General features: G+C 36.0%; 22 protein-coding genes. 7 read left to right on the plus strand and 15 right to left on the minus strand.

Annotated features, from left to right (window positions below; translation table 11 throughout):
- Positions 1-125 precede the first annotated feature (125 nt).
- Complete coding sequence (crcB, locus tag Dongsha4_RS17925) at positions 126-533, plus strand: fluoride efflux transporter CrcB (RefSeq protein WP_330203638.1); 408 nt, start codon at positions 126-128, stop codon at positions 531-533.
- 196 nt (positions 534-729) lie between these two features.
- Here crcB (Dongsha4_RS17925) and crcB (Dongsha4_RS17930) read toward each other — a convergent pair whose 3' ends face one another.
- Complete coding sequence (crcB, locus tag Dongsha4_RS17930) at positions 730-1,119, minus strand: fluoride efflux transporter CrcB (protein WP_330203639.1); 390 nt, start codon at positions 1,117-1,119, stop codon at positions 730-732.
- A gap of 92 nt (positions 1,120-1,211) precedes the next feature.
- Between crcB (Dongsha4_RS17930) and Dongsha4_RS17935 the strand changes: the two genes are divergently transcribed.
- The gene (locus Dongsha4_RS17935; protein ID WP_330203640.1) at positions 1,212-2,837 is read left to right on the plus strand and encodes a Ppx/GppA phosphatase family protein; all 1,626 of its coding nucleotides are present in this window, start codon (positions 1,212-1,214) and stop codon (positions 2,835-2,837) included.
- Between the two features lie 102 nt (positions 2,838-2,939).
- Here the strand turns inward: Dongsha4_RS17935 and Dongsha4_RS17940 are convergent, their stop codons facing one another.
- From Dongsha4_RS17940 to recG, 4 genes are all read right to left on the minus strand, one after another.
- Positions 2,940-3,920: a succinylglutamate desuccinylase/aspartoacylase family protein gene (locus Dongsha4_RS17940; RefSeq protein WP_330203641.1), complete on the minus strand. Its 981-nt coding sequence runs from the start codon at positions 3,918-3,920 to the stop codon at positions 2,940-2,942.
- Between the two features lie 38 nt (positions 3,921-3,958).
- On the minus strand, positions 3,959-4,846 hold the full coding sequence (locus Dongsha4_RS17945) for a hypothetical protein (protein ID WP_330203642.1): 888 nt from the start codon (positions 4,844-4,846) through the stop codon (positions 3,959-3,961).
- Positions 4,847-5,008: 162 nt separating this feature from the next.
- Positions 5,009-7,102 carry an elongation factor G gene (gene fusA, locus Dongsha4_RS17950; protein WP_330203643.1) on the minus strand — a complete coding sequence of 698 codons (2,094 nt, stop codon included), beginning with the start codon at positions 7,100-7,102 and terminating at the stop codon, positions 5,009-5,011.
- A 437-nt stretch (positions 7,103-7,539) separates the two neighbouring features.
- Complete coding sequence (recG, locus tag Dongsha4_RS17955; protein WP_330203644.1) at positions 7,540-10,029, minus strand: ATP-dependent DNA helicase RecG; 2,490 nt, start codon at positions 10,027-10,029, stop codon at positions 7,540-7,542.
- A 740-nt stretch (positions 10,030-10,769) separates the two neighbouring features.
- Between recG and Dongsha4_RS17960 the strand changes: the two genes are divergently transcribed.
- From Dongsha4_RS17960 to Dongsha4_RS17970, 3 genes are read left to right on the plus strand one after another with little or no spacing between them, the layout of a single operon-like run.
- Positions 10,770-12,587 carry a glycosyltransferase family 2 protein gene (locus Dongsha4_RS17960; RefSeq protein ID WP_330203645.1) on the plus strand — a complete coding sequence of 606 codons (1,818 nt, stop codon included), beginning with the start codon at positions 10,770-10,772 and terminating at the stop codon, positions 12,585-12,587.
- 49 nt (positions 12,588-12,636) lie between these two features.
- Positions 12,637-13,455 carry an ABC transporter permease gene (locus tag Dongsha4_RS17965; RefSeq protein ID WP_330203646.1) on the plus strand — a complete coding sequence of 273 codons (819 nt, stop codon included), beginning with the start codon at positions 12,637-12,639 and terminating at the stop codon, positions 13,453-13,455.
- Positions 13,445-14,653 (plus strand): ABC transporter ATP-binding protein, encoded by a 1,209-nt coding sequence (locus Dongsha4_RS17970; RefSeq protein ID WP_330203647.1) that lies wholly within the window; start codon positions 13,445-13,447, stop codon positions 14,651-14,653. The genes Dongsha4_RS17965 and Dongsha4_RS17970 overlap by 11 nt, the downstream gene beginning before the upstream one ends.
- Before the next feature lie 182 nt (positions 14,654-14,835).
- Here Dongsha4_RS17970 and Dongsha4_RS17975 read toward each other — a convergent pair whose 3' ends face one another.
- From Dongsha4_RS17975 to Dongsha4_RS18020, 10 genes are all read right to left on the minus strand, one after another.
- Positions 14,836-16,761 carry a GTPase gene (locus Dongsha4_RS17975; RefSeq protein WP_330203648.1) on the minus strand — a complete coding sequence of 642 codons (1,926 nt, stop codon included), beginning with the start codon at positions 16,759-16,761 and terminating at the stop codon, positions 14,836-14,838.
- A 215-nt stretch (positions 16,762-16,976) separates the two neighbouring features.
- Entirely contained in the window at positions 16,977-17,822 is an 846-nt protein-coding gene (locus Dongsha4_RS17980; RefSeq protein WP_330203649.1) for a hypothetical protein, read from the minus strand.
- Positions 17,823-18,106: 284 nt separating this feature from the next.
- Positions 18,107-18,223, minus strand: a complete 117-nt coding sequence (locus Dongsha4_RS17985; RefSeq protein ID WP_015218560.1) for a photosystem II reaction center protein J — start codon at positions 18,221-18,223, stop codon at positions 18,107-18,109.
- Positions 18,224-18,252: 29 nt separating this feature from the next.
- On the minus strand, positions 18,253-18,372 hold the full coding sequence (locus Dongsha4_RS17990) for a photosystem II reaction center protein L (RefSeq protein ID WP_169245740.1): 120 nt from the start codon (positions 18,370-18,372) through the stop codon (positions 18,253-18,255).
- A gap of 10 nt (positions 18,373-18,382) precedes the next feature.
- Positions 18,383-18,517, minus strand: coding sequence for a cytochrome b559 subunit beta (gene psbF / locus Dongsha4_RS17995; protein WP_015218558.1), 135 nt, complete (start codon positions 18,515-18,517; stop codon positions 18,383-18,385).
- Positions 18,518-18,548: 31 nt separating this feature from the next.
- Positions 18,549-18,794 (minus strand): cytochrome b559 subunit alpha, encoded by a 246-nt coding sequence (psbE, locus tag Dongsha4_RS18000; RefSeq protein ID WP_015218557.1) that lies wholly within the window; start codon positions 18,792-18,794, stop codon positions 18,549-18,551.
- Between the two features lie 55 nt (positions 18,795-18,849).
- Positions 18,850-19,875: a photosynthesis system II assembly factor Ycf48 gene (locus tag Dongsha4_RS18005; protein ID WP_330203650.1), complete on the minus strand. Its 1,026-nt coding sequence runs from the start codon at positions 19,873-19,875 to the stop codon at positions 18,850-18,852.
- Positions 19,876-19,920: 45 nt separating this feature from the next.
- A complete protein-coding gene (locus Dongsha4_RS18010) occupies positions 19,921-20,268 on the minus strand; it encodes a rubredoxin (RefSeq protein WP_330203651.1) in 348 nt (115 codons plus the stop codon).
- 177 nt (positions 20,269-20,445) lie between these two features.
- Entirely contained in the window at positions 20,446-22,047 is a 1,602-nt protein-coding gene (locus Dongsha4_RS18015; protein WP_330203652.1) for a CTP synthase, read from the minus strand.
- 304 nt (positions 22,048-22,351) lie between these two features.
- Positions 22,352-22,981, minus strand: a complete 630-nt coding sequence (locus Dongsha4_RS18020; protein ID WP_330203653.1) for an SMI1/KNR4 family protein — start codon at positions 22,979-22,981, stop codon at positions 22,352-22,354.
- Between the two features lie 86 nt (positions 22,982-23,067).
- Between Dongsha4_RS18020 and Dongsha4_RS18025 the strand changes: the two genes are divergently transcribed.
- Both Dongsha4_RS18025 and Dongsha4_RS18030 read left to right on the plus strand, forming a co-directional pair.
- Positions 23,068-24,996 (plus strand): long-chain fatty acid--CoA ligase, encoded by a 1,929-nt coding sequence (locus tag Dongsha4_RS18025; RefSeq protein WP_330203654.1) that lies wholly within the window; start codon positions 23,068-23,070, stop codon positions 24,994-24,996.
- A 24-nt stretch (positions 24,997-25,020) separates the two neighbouring features.
- Positions 25,021-25,452: a YlqD family protein gene (locus Dongsha4_RS18030; protein WP_330203655.1), complete on the plus strand. Its 432-nt coding sequence runs from the start codon at positions 25,021-25,023 to the stop codon at positions 25,450-25,452.
- The last annotated feature ends 21 nt before the right edge of the window (positions 25,453-25,473 follow it).

A 25,473-nucleotide genomic window follows, 5' to 3' on the forward strand; every position in this document is an offset into this window, starting at 1 on the left:
TCTGTTTAGAATCAGCTTGATTATATATTATGGTTTTAATGCAATAAAAGCTATTTAATATCAGTTAAATGAAGTGTTATATTTTTTATTAATTTCTTTTCACAAAACTTTATCGTCATTATAATATGGTTAAAAATCCACAAATACGCATTCCTATAATTATTTCTCTAGGTGCGATCGCAGGAGTTTTATGTAGATATTATATAGGCTTGTGGTTACTTCAAAATTTTGAAACTAAATTCCCTATTGACATTTTTTTGATAAACATTAGTGGCTGTTTTCTTATGGGTTTTTTATCTACTATTCTGGCGAGAAAATATCCTTTACATCCCGAATTAGTTTTACTATTAATAACGGGATTTTTAGGAACTTATACAACTTTTTCTACCTATGAATTAAATACCGCAGTCAACTTAAATAATATATATCGAGATTTGCTATATTGGGTTGGTAGTCCAATTATAGGATTATTTTGTCTTGAAATAGGCATTAAATTGGCTCAAATTACTTTATCTATTAAGTCGAGAAGTTAGATTTTTTACATAATTCTAGGAATAATAAATTAGTTGAAATAACTAAAAAAAGGTTAATTTATAATTAGTAATGAGCAATTTACAGAGCCTACAAAATAGCGAAGATGCTTCGTTACACAATCGATTAATAATTATTTTTTCCCGAATTTCCTACTACCCCAACATTTTCCGATTTACTTTGAAATAACCCTGCTCATTAACCTCCTAAACTATAATAAATTCTGGCTGATATAATACCTAATTCGATACAAATAAAACCGATAAGAGGTGTCCCTATCCAATAGAAAATTGCATCTATAAATCTCTTTTCTCGATATAAATTTGAAGTATCAAGAATATAAGAAGAAAACGTTGTATATGCTCCAAGGAAGCCGATTAAAATAAATTGTTGTAATTCTAAAGAAATAATTTTGTAAAAAATAATAGTGGAAATAAAACCTATTAAAAAAGATCCTGATAAATTAGCAAATAGTGTTCCATAACTATATTTATTACCCCACTTATTGAGACAGAATAAAGTTAAATAATATCTACTTAATGCCCCTAAAATTGCACCTAAAGCGATAAAAAAATAAGTCTCTTTCATTATTTAATTGACAATAAATAACGGATCATGAACAATAAGATAATCAGGAATTAATTGTAATCGGACGATCGACTCTCTCTCATCTCAAAGTCATGACTTATACTAATCAGTTATCTTATCAAAGTGTCCAGAAAAAAGCCTTACAAGATTGTATCTTAGGTGCGATCGATATTGGTACTAATTCTATTCATATGGTAGTAGTACATATTAATGCTCAGATACCTTCTTTTTCTATCATCGCTAAAGAAAAGGATACCGTAAGATTGGGCGATCGCGATTTGGATACGGGAAATTTAACTGATAGTGCTATGAATAGAGCATTAGAAGCCTTAAAACGTTGTAACGACTTAGCCAAGAGTTTAAAAGTTAATCAGTTGATAGCAGTTGCCACCAGTGCCACAAGAGAAGCCCCCAACGGACGAGAATTTTTACAAAGAGTTGAAAATGAGTTAGGGATTACTGTTGATTTAATTTCTGGGCAAGAAGAAGCAAGAAGAATTTATTTAGGAGTGTTGTCTGGGATGGATTTTGGCGGAAAAGTCCATGCTGTAATCGATATTGGTGGTGGTTCAACAGAAATCATCTTAGGAGATGCCCAAGAAGCAAGATTTTTGAGTAGTACAAAAGTAGGTGCTGTACGTTTAACTCAAGATTTTATTCAAAGTGACCCCATTAATAGTAAAGATTTTATTCGACTTAGTGCTTATATTCAAGGGATGTTAGAACGTCCTGTGGAAGAATTTAGAAATGCTCTTCATACAGGGGAAAAAGTCATGTTAGTGGGTACATCTGGCACTGCGGAAACCCTCGCCATGATTCATGCCCTTGATGGCAATAGTGTTGAACCCATAACCTTGAATGGCTATAAAATGCCTTTAAAAGATATAGAAGAAATCCTCGTTAAATTAACCAAAATGGATTACAACGAAAGAGTATCCATCACAGGGATGTCTGAGCGTCGGGCGGAAATTATTATTGCAGGTGCAACTATTTTAGTGGAGGCGATGAGAATGTTGGAAGTGGATTCATTGACTGTATGTGAGAGAGCATTGAGAGAGGGCGTTATAGTTGACTGGATGTTGCAACATGGATATATTGAAAATCGTCTTGCTTATCAAGGGGAAGTGCGCCCCCGTAACATTTATAAAATTGCCCATAAATATCAAGTGGACTTACCCCACGCTGAAAGAATAGCTGATTTTGCTTTAAATATTTTTGATAGTATGAAAGGTCAACTGCATTCTTGGGGAGACTTAGAAAGAGAATATCTCTGGAGTGCCACTATTTTGCATAATTGCGGTTTATACATATCCCATTCTGCCCATCATAAACATTCTTATTACTTGATTCGCAATGCTGAATTATTAGGTTTTAGTGAAATTGAAATTGAATTAATTGCTCAAATTGCCCGTTATCATCGTAAGAGTAAGCCAAAACGTAAACATGAAAGTTATGCTTCTTTATCGGATAATCATCGTAAAATGGTTAAGCAACTGAGTGCGATATTAAGACTTGCGATCGCACTTGATCGAAGACAAATAGGGGCGATTAAAGACTTGGAATGTAGATATGATGAAGAATATAAGCAGTTACATCTCCATTTACATCCTACCATTGTTGGAGACGACTGTGCTTTAGAATTATGGAATTTAGACTATAAAAAGCCCATTTTTGAACAAGAATACGGAGTTAAGGTTTTAGTTACACTACACAGATGATTTGGGGTTGTGAGGATTAAAGGGCAATGGTAAATAAGAAAAAACAAAAACATCTGCCACCTGATACCTGATACCTGATACCTTTTTCATAACTCTGAACCCCTAACTCGGGTTAATGGGAGTCATAGCAATATGAATTAAAGCATCTCCCTGATTGACCAATGGATTTTGCACATGAGAAATGACAATACCTTCAATATTACTTTTCACCGCAATGGTTTTATTGCCAAAAGCATCCGTAATCGTACCCACCAACTGTTTTTTTTCTACCCTCGCTCCTAATTTTGTTCTCAACTGAAAAATTCCACTTTGAGATGCCCGTAACCATTTTGATTGGTTAACCCTCACTGACACTTCATCTTTTCCATTTTCCACAGGATTATCATACATCCCTAAAGTTTTCATCACCCGAAAAATACCTCTTACCCCAACTGCGATCGCATCTTGGTCAAATCTTAAAGCCTCTCCCCCCTCATAAAGTAACGTAGGAATACCCTCAGAACTTGCCGCCTGTCGCAATGAACCGTCACGGGTTGTAGCATGAATCATAATCGGACTATTAAAAGCCTTAGCAATACGCATTGTCTCAGGATCATCTAAATTTCCCCTAATTTGCGGTAAATTAATACGATGAATCGCCGCCGTATGAATATCAATCCCGTGAGTACATTTGCCCACCACTTCCCTCATAAAAATATTCGCCAATCGAGAGGCTAAAGAGCCAGTTTCAGAACCCGGAAAGCAACGATTTAAGTCACGGCGATCGGGTAAATAGCGAGATTGTTCGATAAAACCAAATACATTGACAATGGGTACAGTAATCAAAGTACCCTTTAAAAGCCGAGGATTGACATGATTTGCTACTTGACGGATAATTTCTACTCCATTAATTTCATCCCCATGAATTGCCGCATTAACCCATAATCTCGCCCCTTTTTCTAAACCATTAATCACAGTTACAGGCAGACAAATTAAAGTTTGAGTAGGCAATCTTGCCACAGGAATTTCGATTTGCTTAACTTGCCCCGGTTTAATAATTTCTCCTGCAACTTTTATCTTATATTCTTTATTTTTTTCATCCATTTTTTTTGAAAATTTTATAAAAAACGTTAAATATTATTTTATTTATTGACCAATTGACTTAAATCCATTTCATACAAATCCTTTAAAGATATATTAAAGTTAAGATTTAAAAAACGATTAATTTTTAGTAATTCAGTAGCAAAATTAGCTAAATCATAGTTATTTTCTTCTAGCTTTTTCACCAAGCGATAGTTTTTATTTTTCTTGATAAAATCTTCTTCTAATTGTTTTTCTTCCTCCGTTAATTTATCTAAACTTAATAATAATAAAATACCCTCTTTAATTCTTTTTATTTGTTCTAAATTAAGAGGAACATTTTGTAAAATACTTTTTTTAGATTCTTCTTTTTTAGGATGTTTTTCAGTAGGATTATTTTCTGACTCACTATGACTAAAATACTCTTGAATTAAATGAATGTACTTTTCCTTCTGCTTATAAAATTCCCGATGAATAATTGCAATACGAGTGGCATCCCCCACCGCCGTATGAAGTTTTAACGGTAAACGATTTTCCTTTTTTAAATAATTAGTTTCTTTAATCAACTCATCACTAAGGTTAAATAATTTATCTGCATAAACTAGAGATAAGCGATTATTATTGACTATTTCTGCAATATTTTTTTGTAAATCCTCAATCTGAAAAACTTTAAGGTCAATTCCCGCCTGTTCCAATATTTTCAAATCCTGACGATAATCCCAAAATATCAAAGTATCGAAATTATATTTTTTTGTAGCGTCTATAATAACTTTCTTTAACTCTGATAAAACTAATTTTATGTCTTGATTATAGTCAAAATGAAAAGTTTTAAAATTCAAATATTTTTTATTGCTAAACCACGCATAAGCCAATTCAGTAGGTTGTTTATATCGATTATCCCCGTCTTGTTTGTCCTTAAATTCTAAATCTAAATAGGCAATTTTTGTCATTTATACACTGGGGAGGTTTTCAAACTAAGGGAGTGGGGAGTCGGGCGGTTTTCAAAGTAGGGGAGTAGGGAGTGGGGAATAGGGAGAAAATAAATTCTTCATTCACTTGACACCTGCTCATGACTAACATAACTCCGAACCCCGAACTCCGAACCCCGAATCTTACTTAGCTGCGGCTAATTCTCTTTCCTTAACTTCTTTAATTACCTCATCAGCAACATTTCTAGGACAAGGTGAATAGTGAGAAAATTCCATGGAGAATTGACCACGGCCAGAAGTCATAGTTCTTAAGTCACCGATATAACCAAACATTTCGCTTAAAGGAGCTTCAGCTTTGATTCTGACACCCATAGGAGTAGTGTTTTGGTTTTTAATCATACCACGACGACGGTTAAGATCACCAATAACATCCCCCACATGATCTTCAGGAGTAAATACATCCACATTCATAATGGGTTCTAGTAACTGAGGACCTGCTTTGGGTAAAGATTGACGATAACCTGCTCTGGCGGCAATTTCGTATGCGATCGCACTTGAGTCAACGGGGTGGAAAGCACCATCAGTTAAGGTAACTTTCAAATCCACACAGGGGAAACCAGCGAGGACACCTTTATCAATACTAGACTCAAAACCTTTGTTAACCGCAGGCCAGTATTCACGAGGAACATTACCACCAGTTACTTTAGACTCAAACTGGAAGCCACTACCGGGTTCACCTGGTTCGATGGTGTAATCAATACGAGCGAATTGACCTGCACCACCAGACTGTTTCTTATGAGTATAAGAATCGTTGATAACTTTGGTAATAGATTCACGATAAGCAACTTGGGGCTTACCAACTTCTACTTCTACGCCGTGAGTACGTTTGAGAATATCGACTTTAATATCAAGGTGTAATTCACCCATCCCTTTGATAATGGTTTCACCGCTTTCTTGATCCGTTTCAACGTAGAAAGAAGGATCTTCTTGTACCATTTTGGAAAGAGCAAGACCCATTTTTTCGTTACCACCTTTTTGTTTCGGCTTAATGGCAATAGAAATCACAGGATCAGGGAATACCATTGGTTCAAGAGTTGCAGGATTATCAGGATCACATAAAGTGTGACCAGTTTGCACATTTTTCATCCCGATGATGGCCACAATGTCCCCTGCTTGGGCTCGATCGATTTCTTCACGGTTATTAGCGTGCATTTCCACCAAACGACCAATACGCTCGGTTTTACCAGTAGCAGTATTTAGGACCGTCATACCTTTTTCTAACACCCCAGAATAAATACGGGTGAAAGTTAAAGCACCATAGCGATCGTCCATAATCTTGAAAGCTAAGGCTTTTAAAGATTCATCAGGATCAACTTTAGCAAACTCACCAGTTTCATTACCTTCTAAGTCAACAATGGGTTGAGGAGGAACTTCATTAGGAGCGGGTAAATAGTCAACCACAGCATCCAATACTAATTGAACCCCTTTGTTTTTGAAAGAAGAACCACAATAGGTAGGGAAGAAAGAAAGATTCATTGTACCCTTACGGATGCAACTTTTAATTTCATCAATGGAAATTTCCTCACCTTCAAGATATTTTTCCATTAAACTGTCGTCTTGCTCTACCGCAGTTTCGATCAACTGTTCACGGTACATCTCCACGTCTTCTTTCATATCTTCAGGAACATCCTCAATGACGTATTTTTCTGGATCTCCAGAGTCATCCCAAATCCATGCTTTACGGGTTAATAAATCCACAACCCCTTTAAATTCAGTTTCAATACCGATGGGTAATACCATAACCAAAGGTTTAGCGGCTAAAATGTCTTCTACCTGCTTAACCACATTGTAAAAATTAGCCCCAGTACGATCTAATTTATTCACATAAATAATACGAGCAACCTTAGATTCGTTCGCATAACGCCAGTTTGTTTCGGACTGAGGTTCAACCCCACCAGAACCACAAAATACTCCGATACCACCATCAAGTACTTTTAAAGAGCGATATACTTCGATGGTAAAGTCAACGTGTCCAGGAGTGTCAATAATATTGAATTGGTGATCTTTCCAAAAACAAGATGTAGCGGCGGACTGAATTGTAATCCCTCTTTCTTGTTCCTGTTCCATGAAGTCTGTGGTAGCAGCTCCTTCGTGTACTTCCCCTAATTTATGGATTTTACCAGTTAACTTAAGAATTCTCTCTGTGGTTGTAGTTTTACCCGCATCAACGTGGGCAAAAATGCCTATATTTCTATATTTACTTAGGTCTTTTTTCATAATAAGTGTTTCTATAAAATGGTTAGAGAAATTGAAGAATCAGCAAACTTCTTTATATATCTGATCCTAATGGTTGATAGTTGAGTCGATTTCTATTCACGTCCAACAACATCGATTTTAAAAATTTAGCATTTTCTGGACACTAAATTTCTGATGATGGACATTTAGCAGTTGATATTAGACTATAAACTGATCATACGTTATTGTAACAAAATGTGAAAGAGTTAGAACTAATAGGTAACTAATTTCTGTCTTGGCAGTTACTAGGAGCAGTGGAGATGAGTTAGGAGTTCGGGGTTCGGAGTTCGGAGTTCGGAGTTCGGAGTTAGAGATTATTCATTATCAACTATTTACCCTTTGCCCCTTGCCCTTTGCCCTTTTAACTTTGCCCTTTTAACTTTGCCCATTGCCTTTTTAACTTTGCCCTTTATTAATTCCTATGTCAAAATTTCACTGCCGATTAATTTTTGATAACGTCTTTCTAACTCATCTTTAAGACTATTCTCCCATTGCATATATTTATCCTGCAACAAAATTTTTTCCGCCGCTTCCCTTGCCAATACTAACACCTCTTGATCTTCCACTAAACTGGCGAGAGCAAAATCTGGCAAACCCGATTGACGACTACCTAATACTTCACCTGGTCCTCTTAATCTTAAATCCATTTCGGATATAAAGAAACCATCTTGAGATTGTTCGAGGACATTTAAGCGTTGAATACTATCAGGGGTTTTACTGCTTGTAACTAGCAAACAGAAAGATTTATGACTACCTCTACCCACTCTCCCTCTTAACTGATGTAATTGGGATAAGCCAAAACGTTCCGCATTTTCGATTAACATGACCGTAGCGTTAGGTACATCTACTCCCACTTCTATCACCGTTGTGGAAACAATAATTTGGGTATGGTTATCTCTGAAGGCGTTTAAAGCCTTATCTTTGTCTGCTGATGACATTCTTCCGTGTAATAAGCCAACATTGAAATTAGGGAAGATTTTTTCGCTAAACTTTTCATATTCTGCGATCGCAGCTTTGACATCTAATTTTTCTGATTCTTCAATTAAAGGGAAAATCACATAAGCCTGTCTTCCTTGAGCCACTTCTCGCTTAATTAATTCGTAGGCTTGGGGGCGTTGTTTCCCTGTTAAAACCGTTGTTTGAATGGGTTGTCTGCCGGGGGGTAACTCATCAATTTGACTCACATCTAAGTCACCATGAAGGGTTAAGGCAAGAGTACGGGGAATCGGTGTTGCGGTCATACTTAAAACGTGGGGCGATCGCCCTTTGGATAGTAATTTTGCCCGTTGTTGCACCCCGAAGCGATGTTGTTCATCGATGACAACTAAACCCAGATTACAGAATTGTACAGGATCTTGGATCAGGGCGTGAGTGCCGATTAAAAGGGGTAATTCACCGCTTTCGAGTTGGGCATGGATTTCCCGACGTTTAGCGGTTTTCGTTGAACCTGTGAGCAATTCTACAGGCAAATGAAGCATATTAAACCAACTTACTATTTTACGGTAATGTTGTTCTGCTAATACTTCTGTAGGCGCCATTAATGCCCCTTGATACCCTGATTGTAAGGCAGTTAAGATGGCAAATACAGCAACGATGGTTTTACCTGCCCCTACATCTCCTTGTACTAAACGATTCATGGGAGAAGGGGACTGGAGGTCTTGGATTATTTCTTCTATGACTCTTTGTTGAGCGTTGGTGAGGCTGAAAGGCAAAATTTTGTTAAATTCCTCAATTAGCCTACCATTAGGGGTAAATGACACCGCTAGACGGCTCTGTTTTTGTTCCTGTCTTCGCTGTAAAAATCCTAGTTGCAGATAGAAAAATTCATCAAAGATTAATCTGCGCCTTGCATGGGATAATTGATCTTGATCTTCAGGGTAATGAATCCGTGCGATCGCCTCTTGCAATTCCATTAAACCATATTGTTGCTTAAGAATAGGGGGAAGAGGATCATTAATTTGTGGTAAAGCCACCATCGCTTCCATCACCCCATTGCGAATTACATCGGCGGGAATACCATCAGTAAGGGGATAAATGGGCAGTAAACGACCTATTTTGAGGGAATTAATATTTCCTCCCTGAGAGTCTAGCACCTCAAACTCAGGATTCTCTAAAGTGATACCATACTTATTCTGTTTCACCAAACCCGAAGCCGCCACGATAGCATTACGGGGAAATTGTCGCTTCATTTTTTCTTGCCATCCCCGATTACTATAAAAATGTCCTGCAAAAAACCGACTGATTTTGACTTCTCCAGTGCGATCGATAATAATAAGACTAAAGATAGTTAACTTCTTATTTTTAGGACTACTGAAACAGTCACATTTTTTGATTTTTCCCACAATGGTAACGGTTTCCCCTGCTACCAAATCCTTAATATTTACTTGGCGACCATAATCAATATGATCTCTGGGATAATAGAAAAGCAGATCTCGAATAGTAGCTATTTGCAACTTTTTCAACAACTCCCCTTGTCTAACAGAAATAGCCTTGAGTAAAGTAACAGGATCATCTAATTTAAGAGTAACAGGAGGAGCAGAGGTACTAGAAGAAGGAGGCTTTACTTCAGCCACTGCCAGAGGTTTTATTTCTTGTGCTACAGGATGATAATAAGGTTTATTAACAATCATCTCTTTCACCTCCCCAATCAAATTAAGGGTTTGACTAATTAAATCTTCCCTTTCAACGGTAGTAAGATGAGAATAACGAGCAAATTTTTTAGCGGTTTCTTGCCAACGAAAAGCTATCAGAAGATTTGTGACGGGTGGAATTTCACCAAAAGTTAAACAAAGAAATTCACTGAAGCGATACTGTTTTCCTTGAATATTTTTATAGCCATATTCCGACTCTACTTGTAAGGCTTTTTCTATCCTCTCCCAGTCAAACTTTTCAGGGTTAATCCTACTCATTCTCCTGATGATTTGTTATTTGTAATCAACATTGTACCAATTTTTGCTTAAGAGAATTTATACTTAAAAACAAAATTTTCTGATTGATTCACTACAGGTAAACTAAATTTTATGAGAACTATTGTGTTATATAAGTCAAGCCGTTAATAACCAAGAATTAGAGAAAACATCATGATCAGAATTTGAGAATTTGAATGACTCTTCAGAGTGTGAGTATGACAAAATTTTATAAAATAATTAATATAAACTTTAACTAACAAGGGTTTGCTCAACTCAAAAATGTAATTCTTATAAATAAACAATTTTAATTTAACCTAAAACCTGATCCCTTTTTTCAGGGATAATTTATCATATCCAAAGTAAGAGAACCACTTTAATTATGAGTGTTGAAAAATTGCTGATGACATTCTTTTCTAAACAAAAATAATAACCTAGAAAAATGATGTAGCTGTATGGTAAACTACTTTGTGATATTTTACAGGTAAGTAATATTTTTGCTCCAACTAAATAATCTAAATAATAACTTGTGTAATTTTAGTTATTGGAACATAAGTAATCCAGCTCAAGAAAACCATTAGTATTAACAAACGGAGAAACTCTGCGGAGGAAACATATTGAAGAAGAATAGTATAAGCATAATTAGAAGAATAACATGGTATTTGTATCTGTTTTCAGTACCTTTGGGTAAAATCTTAAAATATTTGAGAAAAGTTTTTCACAATCCGCAACTCCTGTCTCAAATGCCTTCAATAGTTGATTTATACGGTTGGAAAGGGTTTTTTATTTGGTTATTTGATTATGGAGATATGCCTCAGAAATGGTACGACATATGGCTTGATAAATATGAGATTAAAGCAAAAGATTATCCATATTACAAAAATAAGATTAATTCATGGAATCAAACCCCTCTTATTTCGATAATTATGCCTGTTTATAATACCAATAATGTCCACCTAAAAGAAGCAATTGAAAGTATTAGACAACAAGTTTATCCCTACTGGCAATTATGTATTGCTGACGATGCCTCTTCAGAAGATTCTGGGGTAAAAGATATATTGCGTCATTATGAAGAAGTTGACTCACGTATCAACGTTGTATTTCGCACAACTAATGGTCACATTTCTGCGGCAAGTAACTCAGCATTAGATTTAGCAAAAGGGGAATTTGTGGCACTAATGGATCATGACGATATGTTACATCCATTAGCTCTTTGGTTTTTGGCAGACTCTATCATAAAAAATCCCCAAGTAGGTTTAATTTATACGGATCATGATAAATTATCATTCACAGGAAGGCGCTGTAATCCATATTTCAAGTGTGATTTTAATCATGAAATCATGTTAGCTCATAATCTTGTTGCCCATCTGTCTTGTTATCGTCTTAGTTTACTAACTGAAATAGGAGGCTTTCGGCAAGGATTTGAGGGTTCTCAGGATTATGATCTGGCATTGAGATGTATTGAACGCCTACCAAGGGAGCATATTATTCATATTCCTTTTGTGTTATATCATTGGCGAAAAACACCTAATAGCACATCTTCCGATCCTCTCGCTAAACCTTACGCTTTTAACTCTGCCCTAAAAAGTGTCTCAGATTATCTAAAAAGGAATGATATACCGGGTAAATTAGATGCTCACCCAAAAATTATCGGTGCACATCGTCTCAAACCGGAGTTTTCAAAGCCTCACCCTTTAGTTTCTATCATAATTCCAACTCGAGATAGAGTTGACTTACTAAAACCTTGTATTGATTCAATCTGGTCTCTAACAACTTATTCTAATTACGAGATAATAATTGTTGATAATGGCAGTATAGAAACTGAAACACTTAATTTCTTCGAAAAAATACAAAAAAAAGGAATTCGCATTATTCGAGACGAAAGAGCATTCAACTATTCTCGTTTAAATAATCTTGCCGTCAAAGAAGCTAATGGTACACTCATATGCCTTCTCAATAATGATATAGAAATTATCTCTCCTGATTGGCTTGAAGAGATGGTGTTTTTTGCTCAACAATCAGACGTTGGAGTTGTTGGTGCTAAATTATGGTATCCAAATAACAAGCTACAACATGGGGGTGTAATATTGGGTTTAGGTTTACACGGAAGAGCGGGTCATGCTTTTGTTGGTTTGTCACGAGATGCGGTGGGATACATGGGGAGAGCTTCTATACAGCAAGAGCTTAGTGCCGTCACAGGTGCTTGTCAAGTAGTGCGTAAAAAGGTTTTTGAAGAAGTAAATGGTCTCGATGAATCTTTGCCTGTGGGATTTAATGATATAGATTTTTGTCTTAGGGTACGTAAGGCTGGTTATCGCAACATATGGACACCATTTGCGGAAATGTATCATCATCAATCTGCATCTCGTGGGACAGATAAGACTGTCGATAAGATTAAAAGATTTCTGCAAGAAAGTGAATTACTTAACCAACGTTGGGGAAATCTTTTACTTAATGATCCATGTTATTCCCCTAATTTAAGCCTAAAAATTAGTTATTATCTTGCTAGTCCTCCTAGATGTCATAACACACTAGATACTTCAAAGAAAAATAAATACTAGGTCAATTTTTTGAGGAGATTTAGCGAGAAATTGGATAATAACAAATCAGATGAATATCAAAATTAGTTTTTATCGTTCTTATTTAATACCATGGCGTGAAAGATGGCTATTACAACTTTTTATATCTAGGCAGATACAGATAAGGTATCGTGGTTCGGTATTAGGCTTTGCTTGGAGTTTAATAACCCCATTATTTCAATTATTGGTATATGTAGTTGTATTTCAGTATGGTTTAAGATTACGTTGGACTGCAAATGATGGGAATGGCCTAAATTTTGCATTATTCATGTTAACTGGATTAGCTGTCTTCTCATTGTTTTCTGAATGTATTGTACAAGCACCAATGTTAATTTTAGATCAACCTAATTTAGTGAAAAAAGTTCGTTTCCCAACAGAAATTCTTGCTTGGGCATTGCTTATATCGAGTGCTTTTTCTAGTGTTATCTTAATGACGCTCTTACTTTTAATTTGTTTGCTATCTGGTGTTACAACCTTTACCTTTACTTGGTTTGTACTTCCCGTTATTTGGCTACCTTTAATACCGTTAATATTAGGTATCACTTGGAGTTGTTCTGCTATTGGGGTCTATTTTCGGGATTTAAGACACATCGTTGCTCTGATTATTCCTCTGCTACAATTTTTAAGCCCTATTTTTTATCCTGTTTCAGCTCTTCCTATCAGATTTCAGAAAATTATATATTTAAACCCTTTGACTTTAATTATTGAGCAAAGTCGTCTGGTAATTTTTTCTCGGATGTGGCCTAGTTGGGAAATGTGGGGAGTTGAGTTAATCGCTTGTATGGGAATTGCTTTGTTAGGAGCTTTACTCCATTATCGTTTACGAAGAGGATTTGCTGATGTTGTCTAAACGAAGACTTATTTGTGCTCGTGGTGTAAGTAAGACCTATGAAATTTATAAGTCACCTTTTGCTCTTATTTCTCATTTGTTATGGCCTCGCCCTCACAAAGTAGAATCTTTTAATGCACTTTGTCAATTAGATTTAGATATATATTCTGGTCAGTCAATCGGCATTATCGGGCAAAACGGAGCGGGAAAATCTACTCTTTTACAACTTATTTGTGGCATACTCACGCCAACGAAGGGAAGGATAAAAATAAATGGTCGTATTGCACCTCTTTTGGAACTGGGGGCAGGTTTTAGCTCAAGATTTACTGGAAGAGAAAACATCTTTCTCAATGCGGCTTTGTTGGGTCTTTCTCGGGAGGAAACTTTTGCAAGACTTGAAGATATTATCGCTTTTGCAGATATTGGTTCTTTTATTGATCAACCCGTTCGAACATACTCTAGTGGTATGTATGTCCGTTTAGCTTTTGCGATCGCAACCAGTATTCGTCCTGATATTTTAGTCATTGACGAGGCTATTGCCGTTGGAGATGGTTCATTTGCTCGTAAATCTTTCGATCGCATTTTTCAATTGAAAGAAGAAGGAGTAACCTTGATTTTTTGCTCTCATTCATTATTTCAGGTAGAGGCTTTATGTGAAGAAGCAATATGGCTTCATCGAGGCAAAGTACAGGTACAAGGGGTTACTTCATCAGTAATTACAGAATATGAAACTTGGATGAATCAACAATCACAAACTACGACAGATTCGCCAACATCTATCAATAAAAGTATAGTACAAGGACACGCTAAATTAACCGATATTAAAGTTTTTTGTGATGGTATTATAGGCAATCGCTTCACAGCTATAAATAATTTTAGTACACTAGAAATACGGACATCTTTTCAATTTGATCCACAATTACCAACTCCAACAATTGCTGTGGCGATTTATACTGCCGATGGAAGAGTGATAACAAGTAGCTGTAGCTGGGTTGATGATGTGGTACTTGAGAGTACCCCTGAAGGAAAAGGAAATATAAGATTAACTTATCCGAATTTGCCCCTATTAAAAGGAAAGTATTCTCTTTCAATCTTTCTGATGTGTGAACGTGGTATTCATGTTTATGACTCAGCTGAATATATTGCGACAATTATTGTCAAACAGGAACATATCCTACAAGGATTGTTTACAATTCCTCATCAATGGTTTGTGAAATAAATGGCTCTATTACTTCTCCTCACGTAAATTATTGGTTAGGGTAGGCAAAGGGTAAGAAGCAAAAGGCAAAGGTAAAGGTAAATAGTTGATAATTAATAACTTCTAACTCATTGTTTCTCCCCAATCCCCCAACAATCTGACACTTACCCAATATTCTTAAAGCGAACTGAAGTTAATTCAGGTTATTTAAGGGAGATTTGTTGATAGTAAAAATTATATCTTTCTTCTAATGTTTGAAAGTTAAGATTTTTTGTCCAAAATTCAACTAAAGCATGACCAAAAGCCCAAGCATCATCTTCAGGCAAACCTTTCATATCAATGATTAAAGTCCACAAAGATAGTAAATCAAATTGCTTATTTTGCCTGTTATTATCGTTTAGTAAATTGAATAACTCATAGGCTAGTTGTAATTTGCCAATCACTACAGGTAATTGTTCTATGGGTATTTTTTCTGCTAATAAGTAGGCTAGACGAGGTGAGCCTGTGCTAAGAGTAGAAATAAATTGCAATACAGGACTTTTCAGTAGGGCTGTTAACCCTTGACTGGTTGCCATTTGAAAGGTATATTTGTCAATTATTTTGGCGGCGGTAATACTTTTTACTTCTAGGTTACGGAAAAATCTTGCCAATCTTACTTGTTTTGCAGGTGCGATCGCATCTAAAATAGTTAAAGCTAAAATATCATCATTCCAAGGTAGTCGTGGATTTTCTCCATAGTTAGCAGTTACTAGGGGAATAATTTTTTCACTGAATTGCCCAATACTTTCTTGACGATATTGCCATGCTTCCCGAATGGAAATTTCTTTAGTTTTATCTCCCGTTTGCCAATTATAAGGAGGTTGCCATTCTCGCACTGGACGGAGGCGATCGACTTGAGTCATGATAGAAATAATTGGGATTTGCTGTAAATCTTGGGGTAAATTAACCAAAAAATCTCGATCCATTTCCAAAGAAGGGTCAAGGGCAGGATTTAAAAGTAAAATAATGTCGGCACTATGGGCATAATCTAACACCTGTTGACGATATTCGGGGCGATTTACTTGCTCATAACCGGGGGTGTCAAGGAGATTGAGGGTATCCCCGTTGGCTTCCCATTGATAGGCTTTTATTTCTGTGGTGCTAGGCAAAATATCCACTTCTGCAGTGTGGGCATTGAATAAGGTATTGATTAAACTGCTTTTTCCTGCTCCTGTTCTACCTACTAATAAAATATTAACAGGTTTGCTCTCAATGGTTTCAGGTTGTTGTGCCTGAGATAAAATTGCTTGTAAAGTTTTGGTTTTAGCAGGGGGTAAAATATCCTTACCATTGGATGAATTAGTAAAAGGTAAATTATCGCCTCCATATAATAAAGCGGATTGACGGGCTAAATTTTTAAGAGCCACTTCTCTGACTGCCTGATTGAGATTAACTAATAACTCTTGATTTGCTTGATTGCTAAGAGGCTCACTTGCTAATTTTGTTGCCGCCGTTATGGGGTTAATTAACCATTGCGCCCAATTCCACAACTGTAATATTTTTCTAGCTGAAGGTTCTAAACGTCTATATATTTGATAGGCTTGATACCCTTGAGCAACGGTAATTTTGTTCAATGCAGGAGATAGCTGACTCATCCATTTATCCACGTCATCAACGGTGTTGCGAATTAATCCGTAGGCTTGAGGGATATAAATATTTAAAAGGGGATATTCTACCTCTGGATGGTAAATTTGTGCGATCGCTTCTACTAATTCCTGACATCTTTGGAAAAATAAAGAAGGATCAACCCAAATCGGCTCATCATTTCTCGTTTTTTTGATAATTTCTTGGGATACCTCTTCTAATCGTGTAATAACTTCTTGATTATCAGGAGGGAAAAATTTAGCTGAAGAAGTATTGTTTAATTCCTCCTGTGCCTGTACGATAACGTTATCAAAATCAGAATGGGATGTTTTCGTCCATTTTCCCAACAACCAACGCCACAAAACAAAAATTAAGATAAACACTCCCCATATCCAGTTAATGCCCCATTGGTGAATTTGTAACCCTGTGGCAAGGAAAAAAAAGCTAATAATTACAATGACGGGAAAAGCAAGAATGAATATTTGCCAAGATTTTAATTGAAACATTGTTACAAAATAGTGAATAGATTTCAAAAGGGCAAAGATAAATAGTTGATAATTAAGAACGAAGAATTAAAAATTAAAAGCCCCGTTCACGACCGAAGGGAGTACAAGAGCCTTCGGTGCGAACTCTCCGAACTCTGACATCTAATACCTGCCACCTGACACCTACTCTTATCCGATATTCTTAAACCGAACTGAGGTTAACTTATTACTTATTTCTATAATTCTGAGGGCAATTCTAAACAAAATTGGGCGTGAATAAGTGTTTGATAATATTTTAAAGCTATCATAATTAAAGCAAGTCTTGCTAAGGAAATATCTTTATTATTTTTTAATACTTTTCCCCAAATTCGGCAATGTTTTTCTACATCTAAAATTTTGTTAGTTAAGTTTTCTAAAGATGTTAAATAATTTATTTTATTAGCTTCTATTTTATCAATAATAATTACTAATTCTCTAATTAATTTAGATTCATAACCTTTATAAAAATTAAGAGAATTGAAATTTATATCTTGTGTTTTTTGCCAATACCAATTATTTATTTTAAAGTCTAAATTATTGAGTTGAATTAGATTTTGTTTATGGGCAGATGTTAAAATTGAACAGCAACGAGCATGAGTATAATAGTAAATAAATTTAGGTTTTTTTTCTGTTTTATCAACCTTATTTTTCTGCTTTATTATATTGATTTTTGTTACTATACTCAAATTATTTAACCATTGATTTAAGAGGCGTGCTGTGCAGTAGATACCTTCGGGATCGCACACTGATATTTCTAACCAATGGGAAGAATTAATTTTTAATTTAAAATCTCCATAACTATAATTTTCTTCAAACAAAATCAACAATTTTTGAGTCAATAAACTTCTTAATTGTGGAGAATTGATTTTCAACTGTTCAAAAATAGGAGTTTTATACACAAAACTATCAGTATCTGTGCTTAATTGAAGAGATAAATTAGACAATGATAATTGAGAATGAAGATTATTAATATCAATGGCTTTAATTAAATTGATTAAAAAACTTTTTACCACATAATTAAGAGAATATTGTTCTAACTGCATTGACTGATAAATGATTAATTGGGAGTTGATGAAAAAGTGATGTCACTAAAAGTAGGCAAAGGGTAAAGAAAAGCAATTAATTAACAATTGTAAGAATGAACTTCTCCCCAATTCCCCAACACCCTAAGCCCTTATTTTCCTCGCTCATTACCATATAAAATGTAAAAACCACCCTAGAATTTAATCCAGAGCAGTTTTTAGATGTATTCTTATTGAGTAAAAAATTACCCTAAATTGATTAATTTGGAAAATTAACTAACTAATTAATTTTAATTAAAATTAGATTATAAAGAAGAACCTAGCCCTGCATAAGCACCATAAAAGAAAAGTGCTACTACAGCTAAAACACCCATACCAGCAACTGTACCCACAATCCATAAGGGAATTCTTGCATCTCCCATGACTAAACCTCCTAAATTTTGATTAATTTTTAGTTGAAGAAATAACTAGAGAATAACACGCCAAGTACGGCAATAAGTAAAAGCCCTAAATAAAGGGATGTACGGTTTAATTCGACTGGCTGTCTGTTTGGATTTTGATTTCTGTCCATTAATAAACTCCTATCGTTGAATAAATTGCATTGCAGTAATTGCACCGATAAAGAAGACACTAGGCACAGCTAAAGTGTGTACAGCTAACCATCTTACGGTGAAAATAGGATAAGATACAGGTTGATTAGGATTATTACTTGTCATTTTATTTACCTTTTTAATGAATCTTCACTAACTATTTATTAAATTGTTCGATTTGATTTTTCGCTTCATAGCGATCATTAATAATGGGTAACTCTTGACGGGTTTGGGTAAAATACTCATCAGGGCGAGGAGTGCCAAAAACGTCGTAAGCTAAACCAGTACTTACAAATAACCAACCAGCAATAAACAGCATAGGAATAGTGATGCTATGGATAACCCAATAGCGTACACTGGTTACTATATCGGAAAACGGACGCTCACCAGTAGTTCCAGCCATAGTTAAAGTTTGCCTCCTAAATTTTGATTGTTAACTAATTTACAACATTGAGAGCTTAAGTAGCACTTGATTGACTAACATCAGCACTCTGAGTATTATATTTTAACAGAACACCACGCTCTCCTAAAATAAAACCTTTATTCTCACCCACAAAAACAATTTTGTAGAGGTTTGATGGTACTGACTCTATTTCTCTGTCTTTGAACCAAGATTGTCCATTATCTTTACTCAATAAGAGATTTCCACTACCCCCTGCTAACCAAATTTGTTCTTGATTTTGCACGGTTAAATCCAAAAAGCCCCAACTGGTAGCATATTCAGGAGTAATTGCTTCTTCCCATTCCTCAAAATTATTAGGTTGACTGAATTGTATTTGTCCTCCTCTTGCAATCAACCAGAGGCGATCGCCCCCATCAAGAAAACCCATATTTTGTAAGCGTCGAGAAGATGTACGTTGATGAGGAGTCCATTCAGTATCTCCCGGTTGCCATGTAGAATAGAAATTACCTCTGGCACTAACTGCAACATATTTTCCATCTTCAGAGCGGGTAATACTACGGGCAACACCGACTGCACCTTCTACTAGGGCTTTCCAAGTCTTACCACCATCGGTAGTTTTGTAAATAGCACCTAAATTTGTTACCATCTCGGCAGTTTGGTCATCAAGAGCGGTAATATCATAGGGAGAGCCGGGTAATTTTTCACTCAAAGGTATTCTTTCCCAAGTTTCTCCTCCATTGTTTGTATGGAGAAGTACAGAAGGCATACCTGTAATCCAACCTTCATTGTCATAAAAGCTAACACCAGTGAAATTAACTTTTTCTTCCCCTAAATCGATAATTTTTTGTTGCCAATTATCACCGCCATCTTTTGTTTCAAACAAAGTTGCTCTTGTACCCACTAACCAACCATGATTGTAGTCGTTAGTAAAGTCTATATCTGCAAAAGTCGATTCTGCATCCAAAGAGATTAATTGCCAAGGATTATAACTAAGAGAAGGCAAAAAAGCACAACTTACACACAAAAAGCCAATTAGTATAGATACTAAAAATGGTTTTAATTTATTTAAAAATAATTTCATTTGTATTCCCAACAATAAAAATTAATGGACTAATCAGAGAAAAATCTAGTTCAATCCATATAAGCTAAGGAAAAATAAAACTCCCAAAGCTAAAGCACTAAAAATAAGTAAATTTTTCTGCCCCGGAGTTAAGCGATTAACACCAAAGCCATAATCTAGGTTTTCCGCAAATCCTGAAGGAGCGTCAATTGCACCTATATTTACAAATACAGTTCTACTTGCACCACACACAGGACATCGCCAGTTACTAGGTAAGTCCGTGAATAGAGTTCCCGGAGGGATATTGGTTTTACTATCACCTTTAGAAGGCACATAGGTATATCCACAAGAACGACACTCGTAGCTCGATGGTGCTTGTTCGGCTAGGGTTTTTTCTTTACCTGCTTCACTCATGATTTAATTTGTCAAAGCAAATCTTAAAAGTTCTTTAAGAATTATTACATAAAAACCCTCACTCCGCAGATTATTTTCAGAAAAGGGCAAGGGTAAATAGTGAATAGTAAATAATTATTAATTATTAATAACTTCTAACTTTTAACTCCGAACTCCGAACCCCGAACCCCATTCAGGTTAATTATTAATGGTGAGACAAGCCTTGATAAATCCTAAAAATAAAGGATGAGGTTGACTGGGGCGAGATTTGAACTCTGGATGGAATTGAGAAGCGATGAAAAAAGGATGATTTGGTAATTCAATAATTTCCACTAATCTACCATCGGGAGAAGTTCCACTTATTTTGTAACCAGTTTCTAAGAATTGATTACGGTAAGCATTGTTAAATTCATAGCGATGACGATGACGCTCGTAAATGACTTCATCTTGATAAAGGGTATGAGCAAGGGTTTCTGGCACTAAACGGCAGGGATAAACTCCTAAGCGCATTGTACCGCCTAAATCCACCACATCTTCTTGCTCAGGCAATAAATTAATTACTGCATCAGGGGTATTTTCATCAAATTCGGCACTATTTGCTTTTTCTAAATGGGCGACATTCCTTGCCCACTCGATAACGCTACATTGCATCCCTAAACATAAGCCGAGGAAAGGAATTTTATTTTCTCTGGCATATTGAATGGCTTTGACTTTACCGTCAACTCCTCGATTTCCGAAGCCACCCGGTACTAAAATACCATCGGCATTACTCAGATATTTTTCCGCCCCTTGCGTTTCGATATTCTCCGCATCTACCCAAGTTAATTCCACTTCTGTTTCTGAGTCAATCCCCGCATGAGTTAAGGCTTCTACTACCGATAAATAAGCATCACTTAATTGTATGTATTTACCAACAATCGCAATTTGTAACTTATGAAGAGGCGATCGCATCTTTTCCACTAAAACTTCCCATTTACCTAAATCTGGGGTGCGATTAGATAGATTTAATAATTTTAATACCTCTTCTGCTAACCCTTCTTTTTCCAAAATCAAAGGAACTTCATAAATGCTACTGGCATCGGAAGAAGTAATCACCGCTTTACTAGGGACATCACAAAATTCAGCAATTTTATCTTTAATATGGTTAGGAATAGTGCGATGACAACGGCAAACTAAAACATCAGGTTGAATGCCCAATGAGCGTAATTCTTTCACCGAGTGCTGAGTAGGTTTTGTCTTTAACTCTCCTGCGGCGGGAATCCACGGAATTAAAGTAACGTGCATATAAATCACATTATCCCTACCTACATCCTTGCGAAATTGACGAATTGCTTCAAGAAAGGGTAAAGATTCGATGTCACCAACAGTACCACCTATTTCGGTGATTACCACATCTGGGCTATTATTTTTTGCTACTCGATGGATTCTATCTTTAATTTCGTTGGTGATATGAGGTATAACTTGTACTGTTGCCCCCTGATATATTCCTCTTCTTTCCTTATTGATTACAGCCTGATAAATTGAGCCAGTGGTAACACTATTAAATCTCGAACTAGAAGTATCAGTAAAACGCTCATAATGTCCTAAATCTAAATCAGTTTCTGCACCATCATCAGTCACAAAAACCTCACCATGTTGATAAGGACTCATTGTACCCGGATCGACGTTAATATAAGGATCTAATTTAACAATAGACACAGAATAATCACGAGATTTTAATAAGCGCCCTAAACTAGCGGCAACAATACCTTTACCGATACTAGAGACAACCCCTCCCGTGATAAAGACAAACTTAGTCATAAATTTTAGTTATTCATAAAGCATAATCATAGATATAGATAGTTTATCAACGAAGGGGATTGGGGGAAATAAGTAACCTCAGTTCGGTTTAAGAATATCGGGTAAGAGTTCGGGGAGTTCGCTGCGCTCGTACACTCCTTTCTGTCGTGAACGGAGTTCGGAGTTATGAAAGAGGTTTCAGGTTTCAGGTGCTAGGGTGTTAGGGTATTAGGGAGAAACAAGTAATGAATAATGAGTTAAGAGTTAGAAGTTATTAATTATTAATTATTAATTATCAACTATTTGCCCTTTACCTTTTTAAAAATCAATAGCGGTAATCACAACTATCTTTCAGGCTATATAAAACTCTCTCCTTTTCCGCAATCATCATTTGGGCAAAAGAAGGATAACGATTTGCACCGGGTAACTCATTGCCGAAAAACCATGCTTCCCATTCTCCATCATCAGTAACTACTTGGGGATTTAATAAATATATTGCTGAGTCAATTAATGGGCTTAAAGCCAAAGCACTACATAAATATTCTGTTCTCAAATAAATGCAATCTTGCTCCTCTCCGTAAACAAAATACTTCTCATCAGATACATAATTATTTGTGCCATTATGCCAAGTTTCCACTAATTCAGGTTCTTGTTTTATTAACCAATCAACTTCTTCCGTTGACCATAATATACCGTCTTCCGCATCCATTGCTAATTGTACCCAACCATTGCTAGTTCTCAAAAAATCCTTATATGAAGGGGGTAGTTTTTTCTTTAAGCGATTTTCTAAGTTTTCAATTTGTGATGGTGTTGCTGGAGGTTTGAACAGGGTTTTTGTGGTTAAAAACTCTAATTCAGATTCAGTTAAATAGGAAATATTCTCTTCTTTTTGTAGAGATGAAAGTATTTCTAGTGCTTCCTGAGACCATTTTTCCAGAAAATCTAACCAATTCATAGGCAAATCAGTTTTTTTGATTCATCATAGCAATTAATATTAATCATGAACGAATTGCAAACTAATTTTAATAATTGCTCATAAATATGACTATGAATCAAAATGTAACTCCAGATTATTTTTCTCTCAATTCTCTGGGGGAAATGTGGGATTTATTACCTAGCTATTGCGGTGATATAATTGCTTTATCTGACCCTCATAGTGAGCCAGAAGTGAGGTTAACTTATGAAGATGTGGCAAAAACTATTAAACAATTTGCTTCAGCTTTACAGTCTTTAGATATTAAATCTGGTGAAAAAATTGCCCTTTTTGCTGATAATAGTCCCCGTTGGTTAATTGCTGATCAAGGTATTATTATTAATGGTTGTGCTGATGCGGTGCGATCGCCTCTTGCAGATCGTGAGGAGCTATTATATATCTTAGAACATAGTGACAGTTCGGTGTTAGTTATTCAAGATGTGGCTAGTCTTGAAAAGTTAAGACCTGAATTAGATGATTTTTCTTTAAAATTTGTGGTTTTACTCTCTGATGAGGAAGTTAGTCGGGATTATCCCCATACTATTTATAATTTCTCTCAATTTCTCCAATTAGGAGCTCAACGCCCTTTTATTTTTGTTCCCGTTGAAAAAGACGCTTTAGCAACTTTAATCTATACTTCTGGCACGACAGGAAAACCGAAAGGAGTAATGTTATCTCATCGTAATTTATTACACCAAGTCTGTCATCTCGACACTATTTTACAACCAAAAAAAGGCGATCGCATCTTAAGTATTTTACCGAGTTGGCATTCCTACGAAAGAGCGGCGGAGTATTTCTTACTCTCAAGGGGAACAACTCTAATTTATACTAATATTCGCTACTTTAAGCAAGATTTGAAGAAAATTAAACCCCATCACATGATTGGAGTGCCTCGTTTATGGGAATCTATTTATGAGGGTGTGCAAAAACAATTCCGTGACGGCAGTAAAACTCAGCAAAAATTAGTCAATTTCTTCCTAACTACCTCTGAAAAATATATCAAAGCCAAACGCATGGAAAAAGGCTTAGATTTAGAACATTTAAACCCTAGTGGTGGAGAAAAACTAACGGCAAAAATTACCTCAACCTTACTATCACCCGTTCATAAACTGGGAGATAAATTAGTCTATACTAAAGTCCGAGAAGGTGTAGGCGGTTGCGTACAGACATGGGTAAGCGGTGGTGGTTCATTAGCGAAACATATTGATAACTTTTTCCAAATAGTAGGTATTCCCTTAATTGTTGGCTATGGCTTAACGGAAACCTCCCCTGTTACTAACGCCCGTCGCATCACTCGTAACATCGTAGGTGCATCAGGGCAACCTATCCCCGAAACAGAAATAAAAATCGTCAACCCTGAAACCCGTGAAACTTTGCCTCAAGGCGAAAAAGGTTTAGTTTTTATCCGAGGCACTCAGGTTATGCAGGGATATTATAAAAATCCTGAAGCTACAGCAAAAGCCATTGACGAGGAAGGATGGTTTGACAGTGGTGATTTAGGTTGGGTAACACCTGACAATGACTTAGTAATTACAGGCAGAGCGAAGGATACTATCGTTTTGAGTAACGGGGAAAATATTGAACCTCAACCCCTTGAGGATGCTTGTGTGCGTAGCCCTTATATTGACCAAATTATGGTTGTAGGACAAGATCAAAAATATTTAGGGGCGTTGATTGTGCCTAATTTGGAAGCGTTACAGCAATGGGGAGAAGAGCAAAATCGTATTCTTAACTTACCTTCGGTGGGGGCAAGTCGAGCAGAAATTGAAAAAAGCGACCTTTACAGTAGTGGGGTTTTAAGCCTTTATAAGCAAGAATTAGCCCGTGAGGTCAAAAACAGACCCGGATACCGAATTGATGACCGTATTAGCGTTTTTGAGTTGATTTTAGAGCCTTTTTCCATAGACAATGGGATGATGACTCAAACTCTAAAAATTAAACGTCCTGTAATAACTAACCATTATCAGGATATGATTAATTCGATGTTTACAAAATAGTTTTTAGGAAAATTTTTAGCTACAATGGACTTACAAAAATTAGTTTTAAAGCGTCCTGTCAATGTTAAGGTTATTGTTACCCCTGCTTGGCAAGATGAGGCACAAAAACAATTACAAGCTCAAATTAACCAAATTGATCAACAAATGCTACAGTTAGATCAACAAGGTCAAAGTGCGATCGCAGAAATTAGAAAACAAGGTAGCCTACAGGCAAACCAGCAGATAGAAAATATCCAAAGCCAAGTTAATCAAAAGAAAAACGAATTACTACAGCAAAAAAACCAATTCTTACAACAAATGCAACAAGTGCAGTTACTAGAATTAGGACAGGAAGTAGTACAAGCTCAAATGGAAAGTTTCTTTGAAGTACAAGTTGGGGATAATCTTCTACAAAAACTAAATATGGAAGTTGTGCTTCGGGATGGAGTAATAGAGGAAATTAGAGGGAATATCTAAGTAAAAAGTGAGGAGAGGTAT

The sequence above is a fragment of the Cyanobacterium sp. Dongsha4 genome (genome assembly GCF_036345015.1).
Taxonomy (GTDB): domain Bacteria; phylum Cyanobacteriota; class Cyanobacteriia; order Cyanobacteriales; family Cyanobacteriaceae; genus PCC-10605.

Bases quoted from the DNA above. Each gene is read 5' to 3' on its own strand.
- Dongsha4_RS17970 (WP_330203647.1), top strand. From the start codon at position 13,445: ATGTTGTCTAAACGAAGACTTATTTGTGCTCGTGGTGTAAGTAAGACC.
- Dongsha4_RS18030 (WP_330203655.1), top strand. From the start codon at position 25,021: ATGGACTTACAAAAATTAGTTTTAAAGCGTCCTGTCAATGTTAAGGTT.
- Dongsha4_RS18010 (WP_330203651.1), bottom strand. From the start codon at position 20,268: ATGAGTGAAGCAGGTAAAGAAAAAACCCTAGCCGAACAAGCACCATCG.
- Dongsha4_RS18015 (WP_330203652.1), bottom strand. From the start codon at position 22,047: ATGACTAAGTTTGTCTTTATCACGGGAGGGGTTGTCTCTAGTATCGGT.
- recG (WP_330203644.1), bottom strand. From the start codon at position 10,029: ATGAGTAGGATTAACCCTGAAAAGTTTGACTGGGAGAGGATAGAAAAA.
- fusA (WP_330203643.1), bottom strand. From the start codon at position 7,102: ATGAAAAAAGACCTAAGTAAATATAGAAATATAGGCATTTTTGCCCAC.
- Dongsha4_RS17990 (WP_169245740.1), bottom strand. From the start codon at position 18,372: ATGGACAGAAATCAAAATCCAAACAGACAGCCAGTCGAATTAAACCGT.
- Dongsha4_RS17975 (WP_330203648.1), bottom strand. From the start codon at position 16,761: ATGTTTCAATTAAAATCTTGGCAAATATTCATTCTTGCTTTTCCCGTC.
- psbE (WP_015218557.1), bottom strand. From the start codon at position 18,794: ATGGCTGGAACTACTGGTGAGCGTCCGTTTTCCGATATAGTAACCAGT.
- Dongsha4_RS17940 (WP_330203641.1), bottom strand. From the start codon at position 3,920: ATGGATGAAAAAAATAAAGAATATAAGATAAAAGTTGCAGGAGAAATT.
- Dongsha4_RS17945 (WP_330203642.1), bottom strand. From the start codon at position 4,846: ATGACAAAAATTGCCTATTTAGATTTAGAATTTAAGGACAAACAAGAC.
- crcB (WP_330203638.1), top strand. From the start codon at position 126: ATGGTTAAAAATCCACAAATACGCATTCCTATAATTATTTCTCTAGGT.
- Dongsha4_RS17965 (WP_330203646.1), top strand. From the start codon at position 12,637: ATGAATATCAAAATTAGTTTTTATCGTTCTTATTTAATACCATGGCGT.
- Dongsha4_RS17960 (WP_330203645.1), top strand. From the start codon at position 10,770: ATGCCTTCAATAGTTGATTTATACGGTTGGAAAGGGTTTTTTATTTGG.
- Dongsha4_RS18025 (WP_330203654.1), top strand. From the start codon at position 23,068: ATGACTATGAATCAAAATGTAACTCCAGATTATTTTTCTCTCAATTCT.
- Dongsha4_RS17980 (WP_330203649.1), bottom strand. From the start codon at position 17,822: ATGCAGTTAGAACAATATTCTCTTAATTATGTGGTAAAAAGTTTTTTA.
- Dongsha4_RS18005 (WP_330203650.1), bottom strand. From the start codon at position 19,875: ATGAAATTATTTTTAAATAAATTAAAACCATTTTTAGTATCTATACTA.
- crcB (WP_330203639.1), bottom strand. From the start codon at position 1,119: ATGAAAGAGACTTATTTTTTTATCGCTTTAGGTGCAATTTTAGGGGCA.
- Dongsha4_RS17985 (WP_015218560.1), bottom strand. From the start codon at position 18,223: ATGGGAGATGCAAGAATTCCCTTATGGATTGTGGGTACAGTTGCTGGT.
- Dongsha4_RS17935 (WP_330203640.1), top strand. From the start codon at position 1,212: ATGACTTATACTAATCAGTTATCTTATCAAAGTGTCCAGAAAAAAGCC.
- Dongsha4_RS18020 (WP_330203653.1), bottom strand. From the start codon at position 22,981: ATGAATTGGTTAGATTTTCTGGAAAAATGGTCTCAGGAAGCACTAGAA.
- psbF (WP_015218558.1), bottom strand. From the start codon at position 18,517: ATGACAAGTAATAATCCTAATCAACCTGTATCTTATCCTATTTTCACC.